The sequence below is a fragment of the Acinetobacter sp. genome, assembly GCF_045628685.1.
Lineage (GTDB): Bacteria > Pseudomonadota > Gammaproteobacteria > Pseudomonadales > Moraxellaceae > Acinetobacter.
Genome location: NZ_JAZQPV010000034.1, coordinates 1 through 13,788, shown reverse-complemented (window position 1 = coordinate 13,788; position 13,788 = coordinate 1). Strand labels below are relative to the sequence as shown.

Annotated in this window: 19 protein-coding genes and 17 tRNA genes; all 36 read right to left on the bottom strand. The window is 46.8% G+C overall.

From position 1 onward, the window contains the following. Positions 1-86: 86 nt before the first annotated feature. A complete protein-coding gene (locus tag ACKI4H_RS04605) occupies positions 87-869 on the bottom strand; it encodes a hypothetical protein (RefSeq protein ID WP_407304122.1) in 783 nt (260 codons plus the stop codon). Positions 870-886: 17 nt separating this feature from the next. Beyond that, positions 887-1,363, bottom strand: a complete 477-nt coding sequence (locus ACKI4H_RS04600) for a hypothetical protein (protein ID WP_407304120.1) — start codon at positions 1,361-1,363, stop codon at positions 887-889. Further along, on the bottom strand, positions 1,364-1,729 hold the full coding sequence (locus ACKI4H_RS04595; protein ID WP_407304119.1) for a hypothetical protein: 366 nt from the start codon (positions 1,727-1,729) through the stop codon (positions 1,364-1,366). A gap of 90 nt (positions 1,730-1,819) precedes the next feature. Next, positions 1,820-2,881: a hypothetical protein gene (locus ACKI4H_RS04590; protein WP_407304118.1), complete on the bottom strand. Its 1,062-nt coding sequence runs from the start codon at positions 2,879-2,881 to the stop codon at positions 1,820-1,822. Between the two features lie 158 nt (positions 2,882-3,039). Continuing rightward, a complete protein-coding gene (locus ACKI4H_RS04585) occupies positions 3,040-3,354 on the bottom strand; it encodes a hypothetical protein (protein ID WP_407304116.1) in 315 nt (104 codons plus the stop codon). A 52-nt stretch (positions 3,355-3,406) separates the two neighbouring features. Beyond that, positions 3,407-3,856, bottom strand: coding sequence for a hypothetical protein (locus ACKI4H_RS04580; protein WP_407304115.1), 450 nt, complete (start codon positions 3,854-3,856; stop codon positions 3,407-3,409). 97 nt (positions 3,857-3,953) lie between these two features. Beyond that, positions 3,954-4,364 (bottom strand): hypothetical protein, encoded by a 411-nt coding sequence (locus tag ACKI4H_RS04575; RefSeq protein WP_407304113.1) that lies wholly within the window; start codon positions 4,362-4,364, stop codon positions 3,954-3,956. Between the two features lie 108 nt (positions 4,365-4,472). Then, complete coding sequence (locus tag ACKI4H_RS04570; RefSeq protein ID WP_407304112.1) at positions 4,473-4,901, bottom strand: NADAR family protein; 429 nt, start codon at positions 4,899-4,901, stop codon at positions 4,473-4,475. Between the two features lie 244 nt (positions 4,902-5,145). Next, positions 5,146-5,751: a hypothetical protein gene (locus ACKI4H_RS04565; RefSeq protein WP_407304111.1), complete on the bottom strand. Its 606-nt coding sequence runs from the start codon at positions 5,749-5,751 to the stop codon at positions 5,146-5,148. Between the two features lie 84 nt (positions 5,752-5,835). Beyond that, complete coding sequence (locus ACKI4H_RS04560) at positions 5,836-6,102, bottom strand: hypothetical protein (protein ID WP_407304110.1); 267 nt, start codon at positions 6,100-6,102, stop codon at positions 5,836-5,838. A gap of 56 nt (positions 6,103-6,158) precedes the next feature. Continuing rightward, positions 6,159-6,338 (bottom strand): (2Fe-2S)-binding protein, encoded by a 180-nt coding sequence (locus ACKI4H_RS04555; RefSeq protein WP_407304109.1) that lies wholly within the window; start codon positions 6,336-6,338, stop codon positions 6,159-6,161. A gap of 284 nt (positions 6,339-6,622) precedes the next feature. Further along, positions 6,623-6,701 (bottom strand) — tRNA-Leu (locus ACKI4H_RS04550). Positions 6,702-6,962: 261 nt separating this feature from the next. Next, positions 6,963-7,247 carry a hypothetical protein gene (locus ACKI4H_RS04545; RefSeq protein ID WP_407304108.1) on the bottom strand — a complete coding sequence of 95 codons (285 nt, stop codon included), beginning with the start codon at positions 7,245-7,247 and terminating at the stop codon, positions 6,963-6,965. Between the two features lie 84 nt (positions 7,248-7,331). Next, positions 7,332-7,423 (bottom strand) — tRNA-Ser (locus tag ACKI4H_RS04540). Between the two features lie 119 nt (positions 7,424-7,542). Continuing rightward, positions 7,543-7,615 (bottom strand) — tRNA-Gly (locus ACKI4H_RS04535). Positions 7,616-7,719: 104 nt separating this feature from the next. Further along, positions 7,720-7,857: transfer RNA gene (locus ACKI4H_RS04530), tRNA-OTHER, on the bottom strand. 1 nt (position 7,858) lies between these two features. After that, positions 7,859-7,934, bottom strand: a tRNA-Met gene (locus ACKI4H_RS04525). Positions 7,935-7,943: 9 nt separating this feature from the next. Further along, positions 7,944-8,267, bottom strand: a complete 324-nt coding sequence (locus ACKI4H_RS04520) for a hypothetical protein (RefSeq protein WP_407304107.1) — start codon at positions 8,265-8,267, stop codon at positions 7,944-7,946. A gap of 23 nt (positions 8,268-8,290) precedes the next feature. Further along, positions 8,291-8,467, bottom strand: coding sequence for a hypothetical protein (locus ACKI4H_RS04515; RefSeq protein WP_407304106.1), 177 nt, complete (start codon positions 8,465-8,467; stop codon positions 8,291-8,293). A gap of 198 nt (positions 8,468-8,665) precedes the next feature. Next, positions 8,666-8,753: transfer RNA gene (locus ACKI4H_RS04510), tRNA-Ser, on the bottom strand. Between the two features lie 178 nt (positions 8,754-8,931). After that, positions 8,932-9,005 (bottom strand) — tRNA-Thr (locus ACKI4H_RS04505). Between the two features lie 658 nt (positions 9,006-9,663). Continuing rightward, positions 9,664-9,749: transfer RNA gene (locus ACKI4H_RS04500), tRNA-Tyr, on the bottom strand. Between the two features lie 72 nt (positions 9,750-9,821). Next, positions 9,822-9,896: transfer RNA gene (locus ACKI4H_RS04495), tRNA-Ala, on the bottom strand. Between the two features lie 5 nt (positions 9,897-9,901). Further along, positions 9,902-9,982: transfer RNA gene (locus ACKI4H_RS04490), tRNA-OTHER, on the bottom strand. Between the two features lie 15 nt (positions 9,983-9,997). Then, positions 9,998-10,072 (bottom strand) — tRNA-Pro (locus tag ACKI4H_RS04485). Continuing rightward, positions 10,063-10,353 (bottom strand): hypothetical protein, encoded by a 291-nt coding sequence (locus tag ACKI4H_RS04480; RefSeq protein ID WP_407304104.1) that lies wholly within the window; start codon positions 10,351-10,353, stop codon positions 10,063-10,065. The genes ACKI4H_RS04485 and ACKI4H_RS04480 overlap by 10 nt, the downstream gene beginning before the upstream one ends. A gap of 90 nt (positions 10,354-10,443) precedes the next feature. After that, positions 10,444-10,521, bottom strand: a tRNA-Pro gene (locus tag ACKI4H_RS04475). Between the two features lie 173 nt (positions 10,522-10,694). After that, positions 10,695-11,327, bottom strand: a complete 633-nt coding sequence (locus ACKI4H_RS04470) for a GIY-YIG nuclease family protein (RefSeq protein ID WP_407304103.1) — start codon at positions 11,325-11,327, stop codon at positions 10,695-10,697. A gap of 41 nt (positions 11,328-11,368) precedes the next feature. Next, positions 11,369-11,444: transfer RNA gene (locus tag ACKI4H_RS04465), tRNA-Met, on the bottom strand. A 6-nt stretch (positions 11,445-11,450) separates the two neighbouring features. Further along, a tRNA-Arg gene (locus ACKI4H_RS04460) sits at positions 11,451-11,527 on the bottom strand. A 7-nt stretch (positions 11,528-11,534) separates the two neighbouring features. Continuing rightward, positions 11,535-11,623, bottom strand: a tRNA-Leu gene (locus ACKI4H_RS04455). Further along, positions 11,586-12,092, bottom strand: a complete 507-nt coding sequence (locus tag ACKI4H_RS04450) for an HNH endonuclease signature motif containing protein (protein ID WP_407304102.1) — start codon at positions 12,090-12,092, stop codon at positions 11,586-11,588. Before ACKI4H_RS04450 ends, ACKI4H_RS04455 begins: the two co-directional genes overlap by 38 nt. A 71-nt stretch (positions 12,093-12,163) precedes the next feature. Further along, positions 12,164-12,246 (bottom strand) — tRNA-Leu (locus ACKI4H_RS04445). Positions 12,247-12,738: 492 nt separating this feature from the next. Continuing rightward, positions 12,739-12,903, bottom strand: a complete 165-nt coding sequence (locus tag ACKI4H_RS04440) for a hypothetical protein (RefSeq protein WP_407304101.1) — start codon at positions 12,901-12,903, stop codon at positions 12,739-12,741. A 12-nt stretch (positions 12,904-12,915) separates the two neighbouring features. Further along, positions 12,916-12,989, bottom strand: a tRNA-Gly gene (locus ACKI4H_RS04435). Continuing rightward, positions 12,980-13,648 carry an NUMOD3 domain-containing DNA-binding protein gene (locus ACKI4H_RS04430; protein ID WP_407304100.1) on the bottom strand — a complete coding sequence of 223 codons (669 nt, stop codon included), beginning with the start codon at positions 13,646-13,648 and terminating at the stop codon, positions 12,980-12,982. The genes ACKI4H_RS04435 and ACKI4H_RS04430 overlap by 10 nt, the downstream gene beginning before the upstream one ends. Positions 13,649-13,788: the final 140 nt, after the last annotated feature.

Genomic DNA, 13,788 nt, shown 5'->3' with positions numbered 1-13,788 from the left:
GACCGCTTGGCCTCCGACTTAGCTCAAACCATTTTCTTCCATGAACAGCTCAAGCCATTTTAACGGCTCGTTCTTCGCCAGCTCGATCAGCTGTTCTGGAGTGTATTCAAAGCCTTCGTTAGTTGTGTCTTCCATTTTGGTTTCCCCTTGTGTAGTAGTTCAATTTGGTTCAAAATCAAAAAACGTGCAAACCAGCCAGTCGTCATGGACGTGCAGAGCTGCTTATGAGCACGGTGCATTGCAATGCTGATCTCGCTGTTCTTGCTCTTGGCAGTAAGTCGACCACGTTCGATCGCCACTGCCATCATTTCTTCCCACGCAGTTTCAAGCTGAAGCCCGTAGGACAGCTCGTTAAAGCGGGCCTCGGAGCACCATGCCGTCCCCACATCTGGGCGCAGCATCTCGTGGATTGGTCGCTCATAGAAAGCTACAAGCTCGTGTAGCTTTTCATGGTCGTACTCGCGCTTGACTCCGTCGTTGAAGAACGTTTCCATGGACTGAGTCAGGTTCACCTTCTTCTTGCCATGAACTCGCTCCCACACCTTGTGCAGTTTCTTCGCGAGGTCGACGTTCAACTCGCAACCCTTCGTTTTCAAGAAGAAGATATCGTGCATCGTCTTCTCCCACTTGATGTCCCACTCTGCGTGAGACACCTTTAGCGTGAACAACAGGTCCGGGTCTAGGAAGACGGGGTCCTTGTTCGCATCGATCAGCTCTTGTGCCACCTCATGCCACTGCGTGTCGATGACGCAGATGTTCGAGTTGCTTCCGCGAAACTGGATTGGCGTAAGGATGTCAATGTCACGTGGAACCCGTGAATCTGAAAACCAGTGATACACGGCAACGGACCCGATGATTCGATAATTCATGTTCAATTCATGTTCTTTCAGAGCTGAATCACATACAGGGTATTTTCGAGAGTGGAATCATGGTCTTTACCCAGAAACAAGACGAGATCGTCAGATACATCTCGCTCATTTTCCATAATTTCCTTCACTTCACTAGCATTCAGGTCATACGGGGAGTTGTCCAGACAGAACATGGCCAGCTCCTTGTAGTCATACTTTCCGTCATGCTCGTAACAGCGTACGTAGCCCATTCCTGATGTGTTCGAGTAGCCGCTAAGCCCGAGCTGAGAGAAGAACTCAAGGAAGTCCTTTTCTCCAAGCTCAACTAGTCGGTTGATCCCGCCGCCAGCCTCGAGGAAGGCAACGTATTGGAAGTCTGAGCGCCGAAGCTGTGAGACGCGAAATGTATTGTTCTCAACGATGTTTTGCCAGTGGCTCATCTTATACATCTTGAGGAACCACTGGGCATCTTCTTCCTTGCTGACTTCAAGGAGACCGTGTCCGGTAATCTTCATTTACGCCAGCTTCGCCAGTTGTTCGGGGAACTTGCTCACGTTCTGCGTGTCCACGCCGTTGCGGGCCTGGAGCGAGTTCGGCTTGGAAGGCACGTCCACGAATACCTTCTTCGGACCGAAACCGGTGACGGTGCCCACGATCAGCGAGCTGACGTAGCCGCCCAGGGTGGTGGCGACCTTGTCACCGACGTTCAGCATCTGCCCTGCGCAGTCGAACTTGCAGCCCGAAGACGACTTTGGCGATGGTGCTGCCAACGATTTCTTGGTGATGACTGGCATTGGCAGAACTGGAGCTTTCAAGCCCTGTGCAGCCAGGGCACGGGTTATTTCTTCGGCGCGGCGCCGCTGTTCGTTTTTGTCGATCATTTTTTGATTTCCTTAACTTAACCTGCTTAGAGTGAGAGTGGCGGGCTTTCCTAGATTGGTCCCCAATGCATTGGGGACCAATCTTTCTAATTACTTGGCCGACGGCCCCTCTTTAAAAGCTACTCCCACGTCGGGCCAGTACATCAGCTGCGTTCCTGCATCGAGCGTGCGGTTGACCGAAGTGGATTGGATGAAAACGGCGTAGTCACCGAGCTCATCGGGCGCCAGGCGGACGGTGCCGATGGTTGGCAGCGCGAGCATTTGTCGTGCTGCATCGCCGGCGAACACGGTGCCAGTGGTCTTGTCACGAATCGCGATCCGCTTGTTCGCCTGGACTTTCGGCTCGGTACGGTTCAGCTGATAGAAGGCGGCGCCACGTGCCATAGGTTGGCCGATGGTTTTCTCGACGAAGGGGCGGATCATCGACTGGTCGTCGGCTGATGTCACGTCAAAGAATTGAACTTCGCTCGAGATGTCGACCAGCTGCTTTTGCAGGTCTTCGAACGAGACATCTTGCAGGTTGGCGTAGAACTTGGTCGTCGACTTCATGCCTTGGGTACGGCCGGTGAAGTATTCGGTGAACGCTTCGACGTTCGCTTGGGTCGACTGGACCACGCCCTTCTGGGAGAGTTCCCATTCGTACACGTTGATGCCAGGGATGGCGAGGCCGAGGGTTGCGAGTTCACGCGGGCCCGATTTTGCCGGGACACGGAAGACGAAGGTCCAGCGGTCGGTGGCGATCAGCTGCTTCATCTTGGCGGCCAGTTCACGGCCACGGGAACGCGATTCGGTTTCTTGACCGTCGGTCGTCAGCATCAGGAGGAAGGAAACTTCCGGGTCGTTGGCATCCGGCACGCTTTCCATCAGCTTGATCGCCTCGAAAGCGGCGTCGATCATGGGCGTGCCGCAAGCGTCGGCTGGGTAGTGGGTCAGCGGCTTCAGGACTTGGACGTTCGAGTTGACGATTTCACGGCCGACGATGGCGCGATGCCCAACGCCGATGGTCAGGTGCGAGGCGATGATGTCTTGATTGGTGTTTTTAGCGGCGCCCTGGATCGTGGCGAGTTGCTCGTTGAAGTCCTGCATTGCAACATGGGCAAGGTGACGCATGGAGCCCGAGTTGTCGGTGATGAGGGAAAGATAAGTCTTCATTGGTAAACCTTTCAAAGAAATTAAAACAGAAAATATTCGCTGCTCATTTGCAACGTTTTATTTATGCTGCTAGGGTTACATTGTAGTCTATATCAACCAGGTTGTACAACAATTATTGTAGGTCAATAAAAAGGGACCTCTATGAGGTCCCTTTACGTTCAAAAATCGCGATCGCGATAGTGTCGATGATCAAATCCTCTGTCAATAAAGCGATTGATTTTTCGACGCTCTTCGCGGCACACCAAGTGATTATTTCGTGGGCTGCGATCTACGCGTATGCAACGAACAGTTGTTTCGACACGGACTCGACGACCATATCGATCACGCTCATATGAGGTAGTTACTTGTGGGAAAAATTGATTTCCAATAACAACGCGACCGTTGTTATCATGGTAGTGTGTTGTTGGAAATGGGTGTGCGGATGCTCCAAGAGCAACAACCGCCAATGCAATTGCGGTAAGTGCTTTTATCATGGTTTTTTCCTCATAATGAAGACGGAGCCGAAGCTCCGTCTTCTCCATCAAATTACTTCTGGCGTTTTGCCTTGTCGGCGCCCTGATTAATTTCTTCAGCTTCTTCAGCTGCACCAGGTTGAGGGGTGTTCATGTCCATTGCTTCTTGCTTTGCAACTGGGTCACGAGTTGGATCACCCTTCTTAGCTTCTTGCTCTTGTGCACGCATGCGCTGGTGCTCTTGACGAGTTGGGTCATTAAAGACTGCATCGTCATTTGCAACTTGCTGAAAGTAGTCAGATTTTGAATTTGCTGCATCAAGTTCAGCACCAACTTTCTGCTCTTCTTCACGACCAGCGTCGATGTCTTTTTTAACATCATCACCGCTTGCTGTCGAGGTGGATTTTGCTACTGCATCAGTTGCTGCAGTTCCACGATTAACTTCCTTGCCTGCAACTTCTGCAGTGGCTTTTACAGTCGATGCCTGGTTGTCGTTTTTTGCGTCTTGTGGGGTTGTTGCCATTATTCTTCTCCTAGAGTTTAGAATGCAAACTGCATTCGTGGAAAGATCATCACTATCCTGATACTATTTATTAGAACTATGAATGTTACTTCAAATTTTACAGATCAGTTTTTTGACCGCCGCGTGCTGCACGGGCCTTTGCTGCTTCTGCAGTTTCTGCAGCATTCGGGTCATAAAATTGATCTGAACGGCCTTCAAACTTTTTCTCAACCGGTAAAGCTGCTTGTGGGAGAGATTGCCCTTGATTAACTGCTTGCGCAACAGGTTGACCGACACCAGTGGTGTCAGGACCAACAGTGTTTTCTGGTTGTGGTGTAACCTTGTTGATTTCACCTTCACGTTCGATGCGCTTCATCTTATCACTGGGATCGACCAGGCCCTGGTTATCAGGAATCTGGAGAGCATCTTCCTGCGGAAGTGATTGAGCGCCATTTTGCGGAGCTTGAATATCACCCTTGAGGGTGGATTCCGCGCTGACGTCGTTGATTGGAGGATTTTTGCTGTTCATAACCGTTACCTTTCAGAAAAGGATGTGGTGCACAAAGCACGACATTCTCGATATCTGTACGACAAGTGACAGTATCGTACAGCTATTTACAGGAAATCTATCCTGGCATTAGGAAATCTCTTTAAGGTATGTACGTATCTCCATGAGAAGGTAACCAAGCCGATTTAAGCCCCTCCCATTATACACTCCCCAATATGTGTCACGCCACGAATTGGTCTCTTCAATGTACGCTTCACCTGTCGCAAGAAGAAGCTCCATGTACATTGGTTGCGCAAACTTCTGGATAAGAAGATCACGCATGATTGCTTCCTTTACGTCTTCCCAGTCAGGACGAATATTGATAAGTGAGCCAAGTTTTTTCGCTTGCCCTGGGCCGAGGGCCTTCTCAATGATGATGCGCTCTTGTACGTCTAGACTTTTTGCCGCTTGATATGCGTGCTCAACCGTGGGGTACGTTACGCCTGAGAGGACAACACGACAAGGGGAGAAGTTTGAAAGGAACCTGAATTCACCGTTAAAACCTTCGATTCGGTCCATAAAACTTTCAGAATGAGGTGGGGAGTTGTGCTTCCCTGGGATTGGTTGGTTTCAGCGAAAACACGGCGTGAGCCCAACAAATCAACAATGAGGAACAAAGAAGTGCAAGATCGGATACATTCGGCAGCAGACACTGGGAACAAACACAGCTTCCCTGCCTTTTACAGTCCAATCAACAAGCACAACAATTATGTAGGATGCTGAAAGTACCGCGCCCAGTTCCACACAACTACCCCGTTGAAACTTATACTACGATGCCTGCTGCTTCCAATGCTTGGACGTCGGCGTCCGAAATCTCGACTTGTGCATTCGCGTTCAACGCGGACAGACGATCGACAACTTCGAGCAGGCTACGCTGAATGACCTTAGCGTCGTCGCGGAATTTGTTCATCGTAGTGGTAGACAACACGTTGCCCATCGTGATGGCATCCGTTGGCTCGCCGTAGCGGCTTTGTGGCGGATTGCCGTTTTCGATCTGCGCCTTCAGGGTGGCGTGACGCTGAAGGGCTATGTTACGATCTGCATCTGTCAGTTCGCCGGTCATGACGTTATTCATGACCTTTGCCAGGGCCTTCAGGCCAGCTTCCTCGTTCATCAACTTGTTGATGCCGCTGATCTCGTTGACCGTTTCGATTGCCTTACGGATGGCGAAGCGGATGCGGATCAATTCTTGCACCTTCAAGACCGACGCCAGAGTTTCTTTTTGGAGGTCATCTAGCTTCTCGATCATGTTCTCGTAGATCGAGACAGCCACGGGGCTACCGATCCCGTGCTGATCTTGGGTGTTCAACTCGATCTCTGCACCGATTTCACGCTCGATGCGACGAGCTTGCTTCATTGAAACTTTCATATAGTCTCCGTGTTTGATATACTTGGTCAATGGAGTTATTATACACTGTACACCGGCTTCATGGTGTATTTGCCCAGGTTACGCTTACTTAAGAGTATTAACCTCATCTGGAGTAAGAAATACCATCCGCTCCGTACCTTTGACCATCATGCACTTTTGGCCTTTACGCGGTCCACGTTTTGCTTCACGAAACACTGCCCCCGTCATCTTTAACACACAGCTCGCTCGGTCATTAATAATGTCACCAAGCCATTCAAATGCGTAGATCATGAAGTCCTCTGGAAGATCACGCATCTTAGACCGAGCCAAAATGGCCATTGGGTCAGATTGGAAATTTGAAAGCATGCTCATGGGATTTCCTTTTCGCCGCATAGCACATAAAAGCCAAACCGAGAAACAGAAGATTTTTAAGTCTTCTCTCGATTTTCAATTAGTGTACCCGGGCATTCTATAATTTCTTGCAGACTTTCAAGACAACCGCCGCAGCACATGCCAGCGGCGGTTGTCATCATGATATCCTCGAGAGAAAGAGGAAAAAGTTGTTTAATTTCTTTTTCCGTGACATTGCTGCAAATGCAAATTATCATATTCTTCTCTCAAGGAAAATTTGAAATGCCAACACGTTAAGTGTCACTGCACGGCAAGAGCCCACTCTGCAGACAGGATGCGGCACAGTGACGTAGAAGATCGAGACGACATTTTTGGCTCTAATTGTCTGGTGTGGGACCTCGATGTTACGATGTCAACAAAAGACAGTGATCGACGTTAGACCTGGGACTCGAACCCTCTCTCCCACGTCTCAGGTGGGCGCATCAACCAAGAGCTTTGGCCGCTAAGCAGCGGATAATCAATTACAGACGGTTCGCAAACTTGGTAGGGATGAAGAGATTCGAACTCTTAAACTTCGCGTTCTGAACGCGTTGGCTTTGCCAATATTTGCCCACATCCCCAAATTCGTGCGCGAGGTTTTCCGGTCCTTACGACTTCCCCAGATTGTATGCTGAGACACATTCAACCGATTTGTATAAAGTCCAAACCAGTCCAAAACCCTACGACGTCATTGAGGTTTAAAGAACAATTAAGTTCTACACTTCGTCTAAAGTGCCCACGGTGTTCATCGCCTCACCACCCTTACTACATGTAGGGCTCACGGCTGTATCAAGCTCAAGCAGAGCGTCCACACTCCTCAGTGGCCTAGGGAACCTTACAACTTAATCATATAAGTCATGCATATGATCGTCTTGATCAATTATCTGATCATCCCAATCAAACCCATCAAACATGTAGATGTTTTGACGAGCTTCTTCATCTTCAACACGACGTTTTTCGTCTTCAAGTGATTCAATGTTATGTCGATTTTGAAAATCCAAGTACTCTTGATCGTCGAGGAATCGTTTTTCTTCTTCCTGCATTATCAGTTCATTGACAATTGCCTGCTGTTCATATTTTGGTTTACGAACTGGCTTGCTAACCGAAGTAACTTTATTCGTGTACATAAAATTCCCAAAGGGCTTTGAATTTCGATAGAGTTATTATAACTAAATCCTATTCGAATGTACACACTAATTTATATTCTATACTGGAGGAAGTAGTGGGATTCAAACCCACGAACCTAGTTTCCTAAGCTTCTGCATTTCCAATGCAGCGCGATCGATCACTCTGCCATACTTCCATTTCAAAGACCACTGAATGAACTCCCTCTTGTCGAGGAAAACGAATGGGCGTTACTTACGCTGCAGCGTAGAGTTCTTGCTGTCTTTCGACGCAACCACTATCCAGTAGTCTTTGAGATGGAGCGGGTAAACGGATTCGAACCGATTCCGACAGCTTGGAAGGCTGTGTCCTCTCCCAGGAGGATACCCGCAAAGTCCACTCATCAGAGATGAGTGGGGTGCTGCGTTTTGCGTGTTGACGATGGGCGACTAGAACTCTAAGAAGAGGGATGAGGCACCATCACGCGGTTGAATTTGGTGGGGAGGGTAGGATTCGAACCTACGACAGTCTGCTTGGATAACTATTCACATTCGGTTAATCTTGCGATCAACAAGTGGAGCAAACAGGTGCCTTTCGGCGTGGCGGCTGCTCTACCAACTGAGCTACCTCCCCTTGGTGCGCCATGTTGGTTTCGAACCAACGACCCATCCCTTATGAGGGGATCGCTCTAACCCCTGAGCTAATGGCGCAAAAAACTGTTACTGGTACTCAAGGTCGTTTAACACCTTGACCATCTTTTTCTGTTGCTTTATATTTGAAGGTTGGCCGGTGCCAAGTTCATCATGTGTCACAACGGCTACCAAATCAATAACCATTGGTTCACGACCTGACCGCCTGTACAGAAGACTTATGTCTCCCGTTAGGTGGGTATGAATCATGCCTGTTGCCTGCAAGATACCATTGTTTGTAAAATGCTGGTCCTTCTTACCAAACCTGGCCATTGGGTCCTGCATTTTGAATGTGATAAACTCCTTAAGTTTATCACTCACGCCCTTATGTTTTCCTAGGGTCTTTTCAAACATGCTTGATTTTCTAAAGAGAACCTTCACAGGAGTCCTTTTGCCGTGAGCTCGGCAATCATTGTATTGCCATCAACAGGCTCTGAGTAGTCTGCTTCAGTCAACTGAACAGCTTCAAAGAGAGTCTTTTTGTCCAGACCTTCGGAGTTTTTGTCAAGATCATCCATCAGGCCTGCAACTTCGTTGATCAATTTCGTATTCATCTTGGTCATCTCAGTCATATGTGTATTATAACACAGGTTATCGTTATTGTATTTATTGTTCCTAACGAAATCAAAACTTTATTTATGTATTGATTTACGTCAATTATAACACACCTATCACTGAATGTACAAAGCTTTTGAACAGCTACTTATAGGTTAGGCCCAGCGGGATTTGATCGCGGTCGGGCACCCTTCAACTGGCGGAAGATGTGGGACTCGAACCCACAAGCCGCTTTCACGACCGACGGTTTAGCAAACCGCTCCAATACCATTATGGGAATCTTCCAATGCTTGCTTTGTTGTGAGAGATTCGAACTCCCGTTTCTCTATGCGGATTTACGGTCACCATGCCAGTTGATCGAGTGTGAGTCGTGAGACCCGGTGAGATCATTAACCGTGAGCTGAATTGAACAGTCTACCTACCTTACTAGAGCGTGCTAGGCCGCTGCACTAACAACAAATTCTGGTGCCCCATGAGAGAATCGAACTCACGTCTCCGGGTTACAAAGCCGGGGCTCTTCCATTAAGCTAATGGGGCGATATTTGTTTCTTCCTGTTCTCGTAGCGTTATTGATGTTCTTCGCGCGATACGTGGAAGTTTGTGAATGGCAATTAGGACAAAGAAACTCTAAATTCTCAATCACATTATTATTCGAACGTCCATCTTTGTGGTTAACCTCAAGAGTAATGGACGAGCCATTCCACTCAGTGATTCTACAAGAATTACATTTGTACCCAAACTGTTCAATCAGAAATTGCCTCGGCCAACTGCCCGATGGGAATCCCATTTCTGTACCAACAAAATGTCCGTCTAAAAACTTCTGACGACGTTCTTTTCCTGCGGCAATCATTTGACACTTGTTGTCACAGTACTTTTTATTCGTCGTTTCTTTATCACACCCAGGACAAATCCGTGTTTCTATTTTGGTCTTAACAATTCTAGGAACCCCTGAATTTGAACAGGCTCTACAACAAAAACGGCCACCATGTTTTTCTTGCTGTGGTGAGAGTTCATTTACACATATAGAATTTTGGCATTTCATCTGTCAATTATAACATAATGACAGGTATAACCAAAATATCCTCAGGTTATAACCAATGATAATTCCAACAAATAAGTGCTGTTTGACGGGGTAATCGTGGAGGGATAACCGTCAGGTCGCGTCCGGTTGGAGTAACTTTTACAAACTAAATTCTGGTGCGCCCTATAGGATTCGAACCTATTCAGTCAAAGACAACTGCTTTACAGGCAGCCCCGGCTCTCCAACTCCGGCGCGGACGCAATGTACCAACAAAGGATATGAACAGGGAGGAATCGTGGAAGGATAACCCTGCTCGGACGGTTGGTATAACTTGGTGTGGAGAGCAGGATTTGAACCTGCACTGAAAGGGCGCGACCCTGGCCTCTGATCGATTGGGCTATCTCCACATAACTGGTGGGCAAGGATGAACTTTAATCACCGACCTCTTCCATGTGTACACATTGGAAGCGCTCTTTCGCTGAGCTACTTGCCCATATTCTTTTCAATTTGGTCGGGGCGGGGTGAATCGAACACCCGATATCCTGGTCCCAAACCAGGCGACATGCCACTTGCCTACGCCCCGTAATCTTTAAAACCTGGGTAGCCTCGAAATATACCATCGAGCCACCATTCTGGAAAGTTACCATCGCGATAGAGTTCCTTGACGAACAAGGCTCCCATTTCGATGTCTTCCTTCCAGCATGCAACTGTCACGTTCAACCATTGCTTTCCTACGAGGTACCCATTCTTTGGGTTCACCTTCGTCCCGTAAGACTCGCTGTTGAACATCTCGAGCAATGCATCATCGCTAAAGTCAAGAACATGTTCCCAATGGCGAGCGAAATACCGATAGAGCTCCGCCATTCTTTTGAACTTGTTGCTGACGCCGTTTACAGACGTTCTTAATTGACCTTTATTACCGCGTTTAGCGAAGACATGCAAACCTCCTAAGATTGGTCTCCGATGCTGGATTCGAACCAGCGTTATGCTCGCTCCCAAAGCGAGTGCCATACCAGACTAGGCGAATCGGAGGTTGATAAAATATACATTAAAAATAGCAACAAAAATGCAATTGGGAATTGTCCCCCATTAACCAGGTCTCGGGACACGATGGATTTGAACCACCTAGGGATTTTCATCACAGGAAAGTAGATAACCAATATTAGATAACCAATACGCGACGGTTACTATTTTCAATGTATACTTCAAAGTTTTCTTCCTCGCACGAATCCTTTTGTAAGGTATTCATCGAGTTGTTCTTTCTTGATCTTGACAGGTTTTACACCATCAGTTACCCAGCAAGTTCCAAATTGCGAATTCCTTTCACCTTGAGCGTGTCCACGTTCTGCAAACGTAACTTTCCGCTTCTCACTGTGGCGTGCTGCTTCAATACATGCACTAGGCATAGATGTCGGTGCTGTTCCTCTTTCACGACGTTTCGCAAAGGCTTTCTTCCCAACTTCTGACCGCTTTTCAGCGGTAAGACTTGAGTTCATTGCATCATATCCAGCCTTGTGAAACTTTGCTGCGTGCTCGGGTGTTGTAAGACCACCAAAACCACCCAGTTGCAAGTTCATACAGAACTTGTCTGCAATAGTTTGTTCACATACTAATTCGCGTTCGCGAATCTTCAAAGATTCGCGTGACTCAACAAACTCTAAAATTTCTTTTGAGTGTCTTTCAACTCCATGTTTCTTAATTGATCGTGTGATCAATTTACCACTTCCAAAATAACCATCATCAAGATTATCTGTTGAATGCATGCCGATGTAAAATCGACCGTCATCACGGGTAATCTTGTAGATGTAGTGAAACTTTCTTTTATCCGCTCTTTGCATATGTCCTCCATTGACTGGAGTATTTATGCAAAAATGGAACCTGGTTGCGGGTGAACGATTTGAACGTCCGATGGCGAAGGCTTATGAGACCCTGCTGGTGACCAGGCCCTACCCGCAATGATTTGGCCTGCCGTACTGGATTCGAACCAGTGACCCTCAGCTTAGAAGGCTGATGCTCTATCCAGCTGAGCTAACGGCAGATATTCTTGGTCCCCGAGGCCGGACTCGAACCGGCACGACCATTACAGCCGGCGGGTTTTAAGCCCGCTGTGTACTACCAATTTCACCACTCGGGGGTATTACTAATGTTGCTTTTGCTTTCCCTTGGCCTCTACAATATGTAGAAGTTTGTGAATGACAATTAGGACAAAGAATTTGTAAATTATCTAACTTATTATTTTGATTATTACCATCAATATGATCAAGGTACATAACAATTGATTTATTATTCCATTCAATTATTCCACAACATTCACATTTTGATTCTTTTAATCCATGCTTATACAATAATTTCTTAAGACGGTTTGAACCACATCTTTGTTCATTAGCTAATACTTTTTCAACATTAACTCGAAGCTTTGTGTTTTTCCAGTAAGGCTTTGCAACACCCTTTAATCCTTGATTCGGATTATACAGTCCAAATTTATTTGCATAACGAATAAAACTACTATACGTTACATCAAGAATTTCTGCAGCTTGTTTCATTGATTGAGATTTTGAAATAGCTTCATCAATCTTTTCTTTTGTAATATGTTTTAACGTCATCAGCATTCTCCATAAACTTTTATTTATAGAGAATACCACTTTAACGTATACCAATTTGTTAGGTTGGTGTCTGGTACCCCGGGTCGGACTCGAACCGACAAAAGTCCACGGTCTAAACGTGGTAGCTGTACCAATTTGCATTTACCACCGGGGCATTAATTTGGAAACGTAGGAGGGACTCGAACCCTCAATCACCCAGCAAACCCAGGCCGCATTACCAATTTGCGTACTACGAATGTTTGGTACCCACCCTCGGCATCGAACCGAGAGAACAATTCCTTTTGAGGGAATCCGCTTTACCATTTTGCGTAGGTGGGCATTGTACAAATGGTGCTCGACTGGGTAACGAACTTCTGTCCAGCTCACCAGCACCGAAAATCGTGGAACAAAAGCATTAGTCGGAAGTCCTCTGAGAGGCGACCACCCGAAGATGGTTGAAGCGGATTTGAACCCTTCTCGCAACCCGGTTTTGCCGGGTCGTTTTACCATGGTAATCAACTAACAGCGGTTCCATCATCAAGGCTCCCTACTATCCTCAAGGACTTTCGGTCCTGAGGTCGTGTCTAGAGCGCGCCCTTAGTCTTAAGGATTGCTCCACAACGGATGACTAATCCGCCAAGTAGCCTTGATGATGCAACTTTCTTCCTCACTGAAAACCTTTTGCAAGATATTCATCAAGAGAATCTTTTTTGATCTTGATAGGTTTTACACCATCAGTTACCCAGCAAGTTCCATATTGCGAATTCTTTTCGCCAGTATGTGATTGGCTCTGCAGCAATTTAGTTTCAGCACGATGGGTTTTTCCTAACATGGGTGAATCAGGTGGAGCGGGTAAGGGGAATCGAACCCCTGTCATAAGCTTGGAAGGCTTCAGCTCTACCATTGAGCTATACCCGCAATTTTCTACCTTTTGAGTATCCTTGTAGGAGATATTCTTTAATTTCATCTTTCTTAACTTTGATAGCTTTGACACCATCATTTATCCAACAGGTTCCAAACTGTGAATTTTTGCTGCCTTGATTCTTTGGCTTACACATTTTCAGTATTGTTTCTGCTGAATGCGTTTTGCCAATCCAAACATTGTTCTCCGCTTTCGCGAAAGACATTTTATCAATAGACTCAGCAGTGTGATTTCTGCCAGTCCAAGTTGCTACAGCTCTATCAGCAAATTCTTGTCTAAGCTTTTCGTCAGACTTTATCTTCTCGCTGAAAGCGAGATTTCCAGCTGTAGAACATTTTCGCTGATGCACTTCATCGATGAAGCCACCTCCACCGCCTGGTGCAATATTCATACACGACTTATTATTGAATCGCATATCATCAGTAATCAACATCTTCTCATGATCCTTCGCTTTCTTACGTGTGTCAAAGAATGCAAGAATCGTTTTTGAATGTTTCTCTTTACCATGATATCGAAGCGAATTGCTTAGATGTGTACCGCTACCAAAGTAGCCATCTTCCATTATGTCGGTCGAATGCATGCCGATGTAAAATTTTCCATCGAACCGGTCAATGCGATAAACGTAGTGGAACTTTCTTTTGTCTGCTCTTGTCATATTACCTCCGTAGAAGTATATATGCAAAAACGAATATGGTGGAGTTGGCTAGGATTCGAACCTAGCTAAGCCAGAGGCGCCCCATTTACAGTGGATAACCAAAAGCGGATGGTTGTAGAAACAACAAAGATGTGCGTTCG

Bases quoted from the DNA above. Each gene is read 5' to 3' on its own strand.
- ACKI4H_RS04605 (WP_407304122.1), bottom strand. From the start codon at position 869: ATGAATTATCGAATCATCGGGTCCGTTGCCGTGTATCACTGGTTTTCA.
- ACKI4H_RS04600 (WP_407304120.1), bottom strand. From the start codon at position 1,363: ATGAAGATTACCGGACACGGTCTCCTTGAAGTCAGCAAGGAAGAAGAT.
- ACKI4H_RS04595 (WP_407304119.1), bottom strand. From the start codon at position 1,729: ATGATCGACAAAAACGAACAGCGGCGCCGCGCCGAAGAAATAACCCGT.
- ACKI4H_RS04590 (WP_407304118.1), bottom strand. From the start codon at position 2,881: ATGAAGACTTATCTTTCCCTCATCACCGACAACTCGGGCTCCATGCGT.
- ACKI4H_RS04585 (WP_407304116.1), bottom strand. From the start codon at position 3,354: ATGATAAAAGCACTTACCGCAATTGCATTGGCGGTTGTTGCTCTTGGA.
- ACKI4H_RS04580 (WP_407304115.1), bottom strand. From the start codon at position 3,856: ATGGCAACAACCCCACAAGACGCAAAAAACGACAACCAGGCATCGACT.
- ACKI4H_RS04575 (WP_407304113.1), bottom strand. From the start codon at position 4,364: ATGAACAGCAAAAATCCTCCAATCAACGACGTCAGCGCGGAATCCACC.
- ACKI4H_RS04570 (WP_407304112.1), bottom strand. From the start codon at position 4,901: ATGGACCGAATCGAAGGTTTTAACGGTGAATTCAGGTTCCTTTCAAAC.
- ACKI4H_RS04565 (WP_407304111.1), bottom strand. From the start codon at position 5,751: ATGAAAGTTTCAATGAAGCAAGCTCGTCGCATCGAGCGTGAAATCGGT.
- ACKI4H_RS04560 (WP_407304110.1), bottom strand. From the start codon at position 6,102: ATGAGCATGCTTTCAAATTTCCAATCTGACCCAATGGCCATTTTGGCT.
- ACKI4H_RS04555 (WP_407304109.1), bottom strand. From the start codon at position 6,338: ATGATAATTTGCATTTGCAGCAATGTCACGGAAAAAGAAATTAAACAA.
- ACKI4H_RS04545 (WP_407304108.1), bottom strand. From the start codon at position 7,247: ATGTACACGAATAAAGTTACTTCGGTTAGCAAGCCAGTTCGTAAACCA.
- ACKI4H_RS04520 (WP_407304107.1), bottom strand. From the start codon at position 8,267: ATGTTTGAAAAGACCCTAGGAAAACATAAGGGCGTGAGTGATAAACTT.
- ACKI4H_RS04515 (WP_407304106.1), bottom strand. From the start codon at position 8,467: ATGAATACGAAATTGATCAACGAAGTTGCAGGCCTGATGGATGATCTT.
- ACKI4H_RS04480 (WP_407304104.1), bottom strand. From the start codon at position 10,353: ATGGCGGAGCTCTATCGGTATTTCGCTCGCCATTGGGAACATGTTCTT.
- ACKI4H_RS04470 (WP_407304103.1), bottom strand. From the start codon at position 11,327: ATGCAAAGAGCGGATAAAAGAAAGTTTCACTACATCTACAAGATTACC.
- ACKI4H_RS04450 (WP_407304102.1), bottom strand. From the start codon at position 12,092: ATGACGTTAAAACATATTACAAAAGAAAAGATTGATGAAGCTATTTCA.
- ACKI4H_RS04440 (WP_407304101.1), bottom strand. From the start codon at position 12,903: ATGTTAGGAAAAACCCATCGTGCTGAAACTAAATTGCTGCAGAGCCAA.
- ACKI4H_RS04430 (WP_407304100.1), bottom strand. From the start codon at position 13,648: ATGACAAGAGCAGACAAAAGAAAGTTCCACTACGTTTATCGCATTGAC.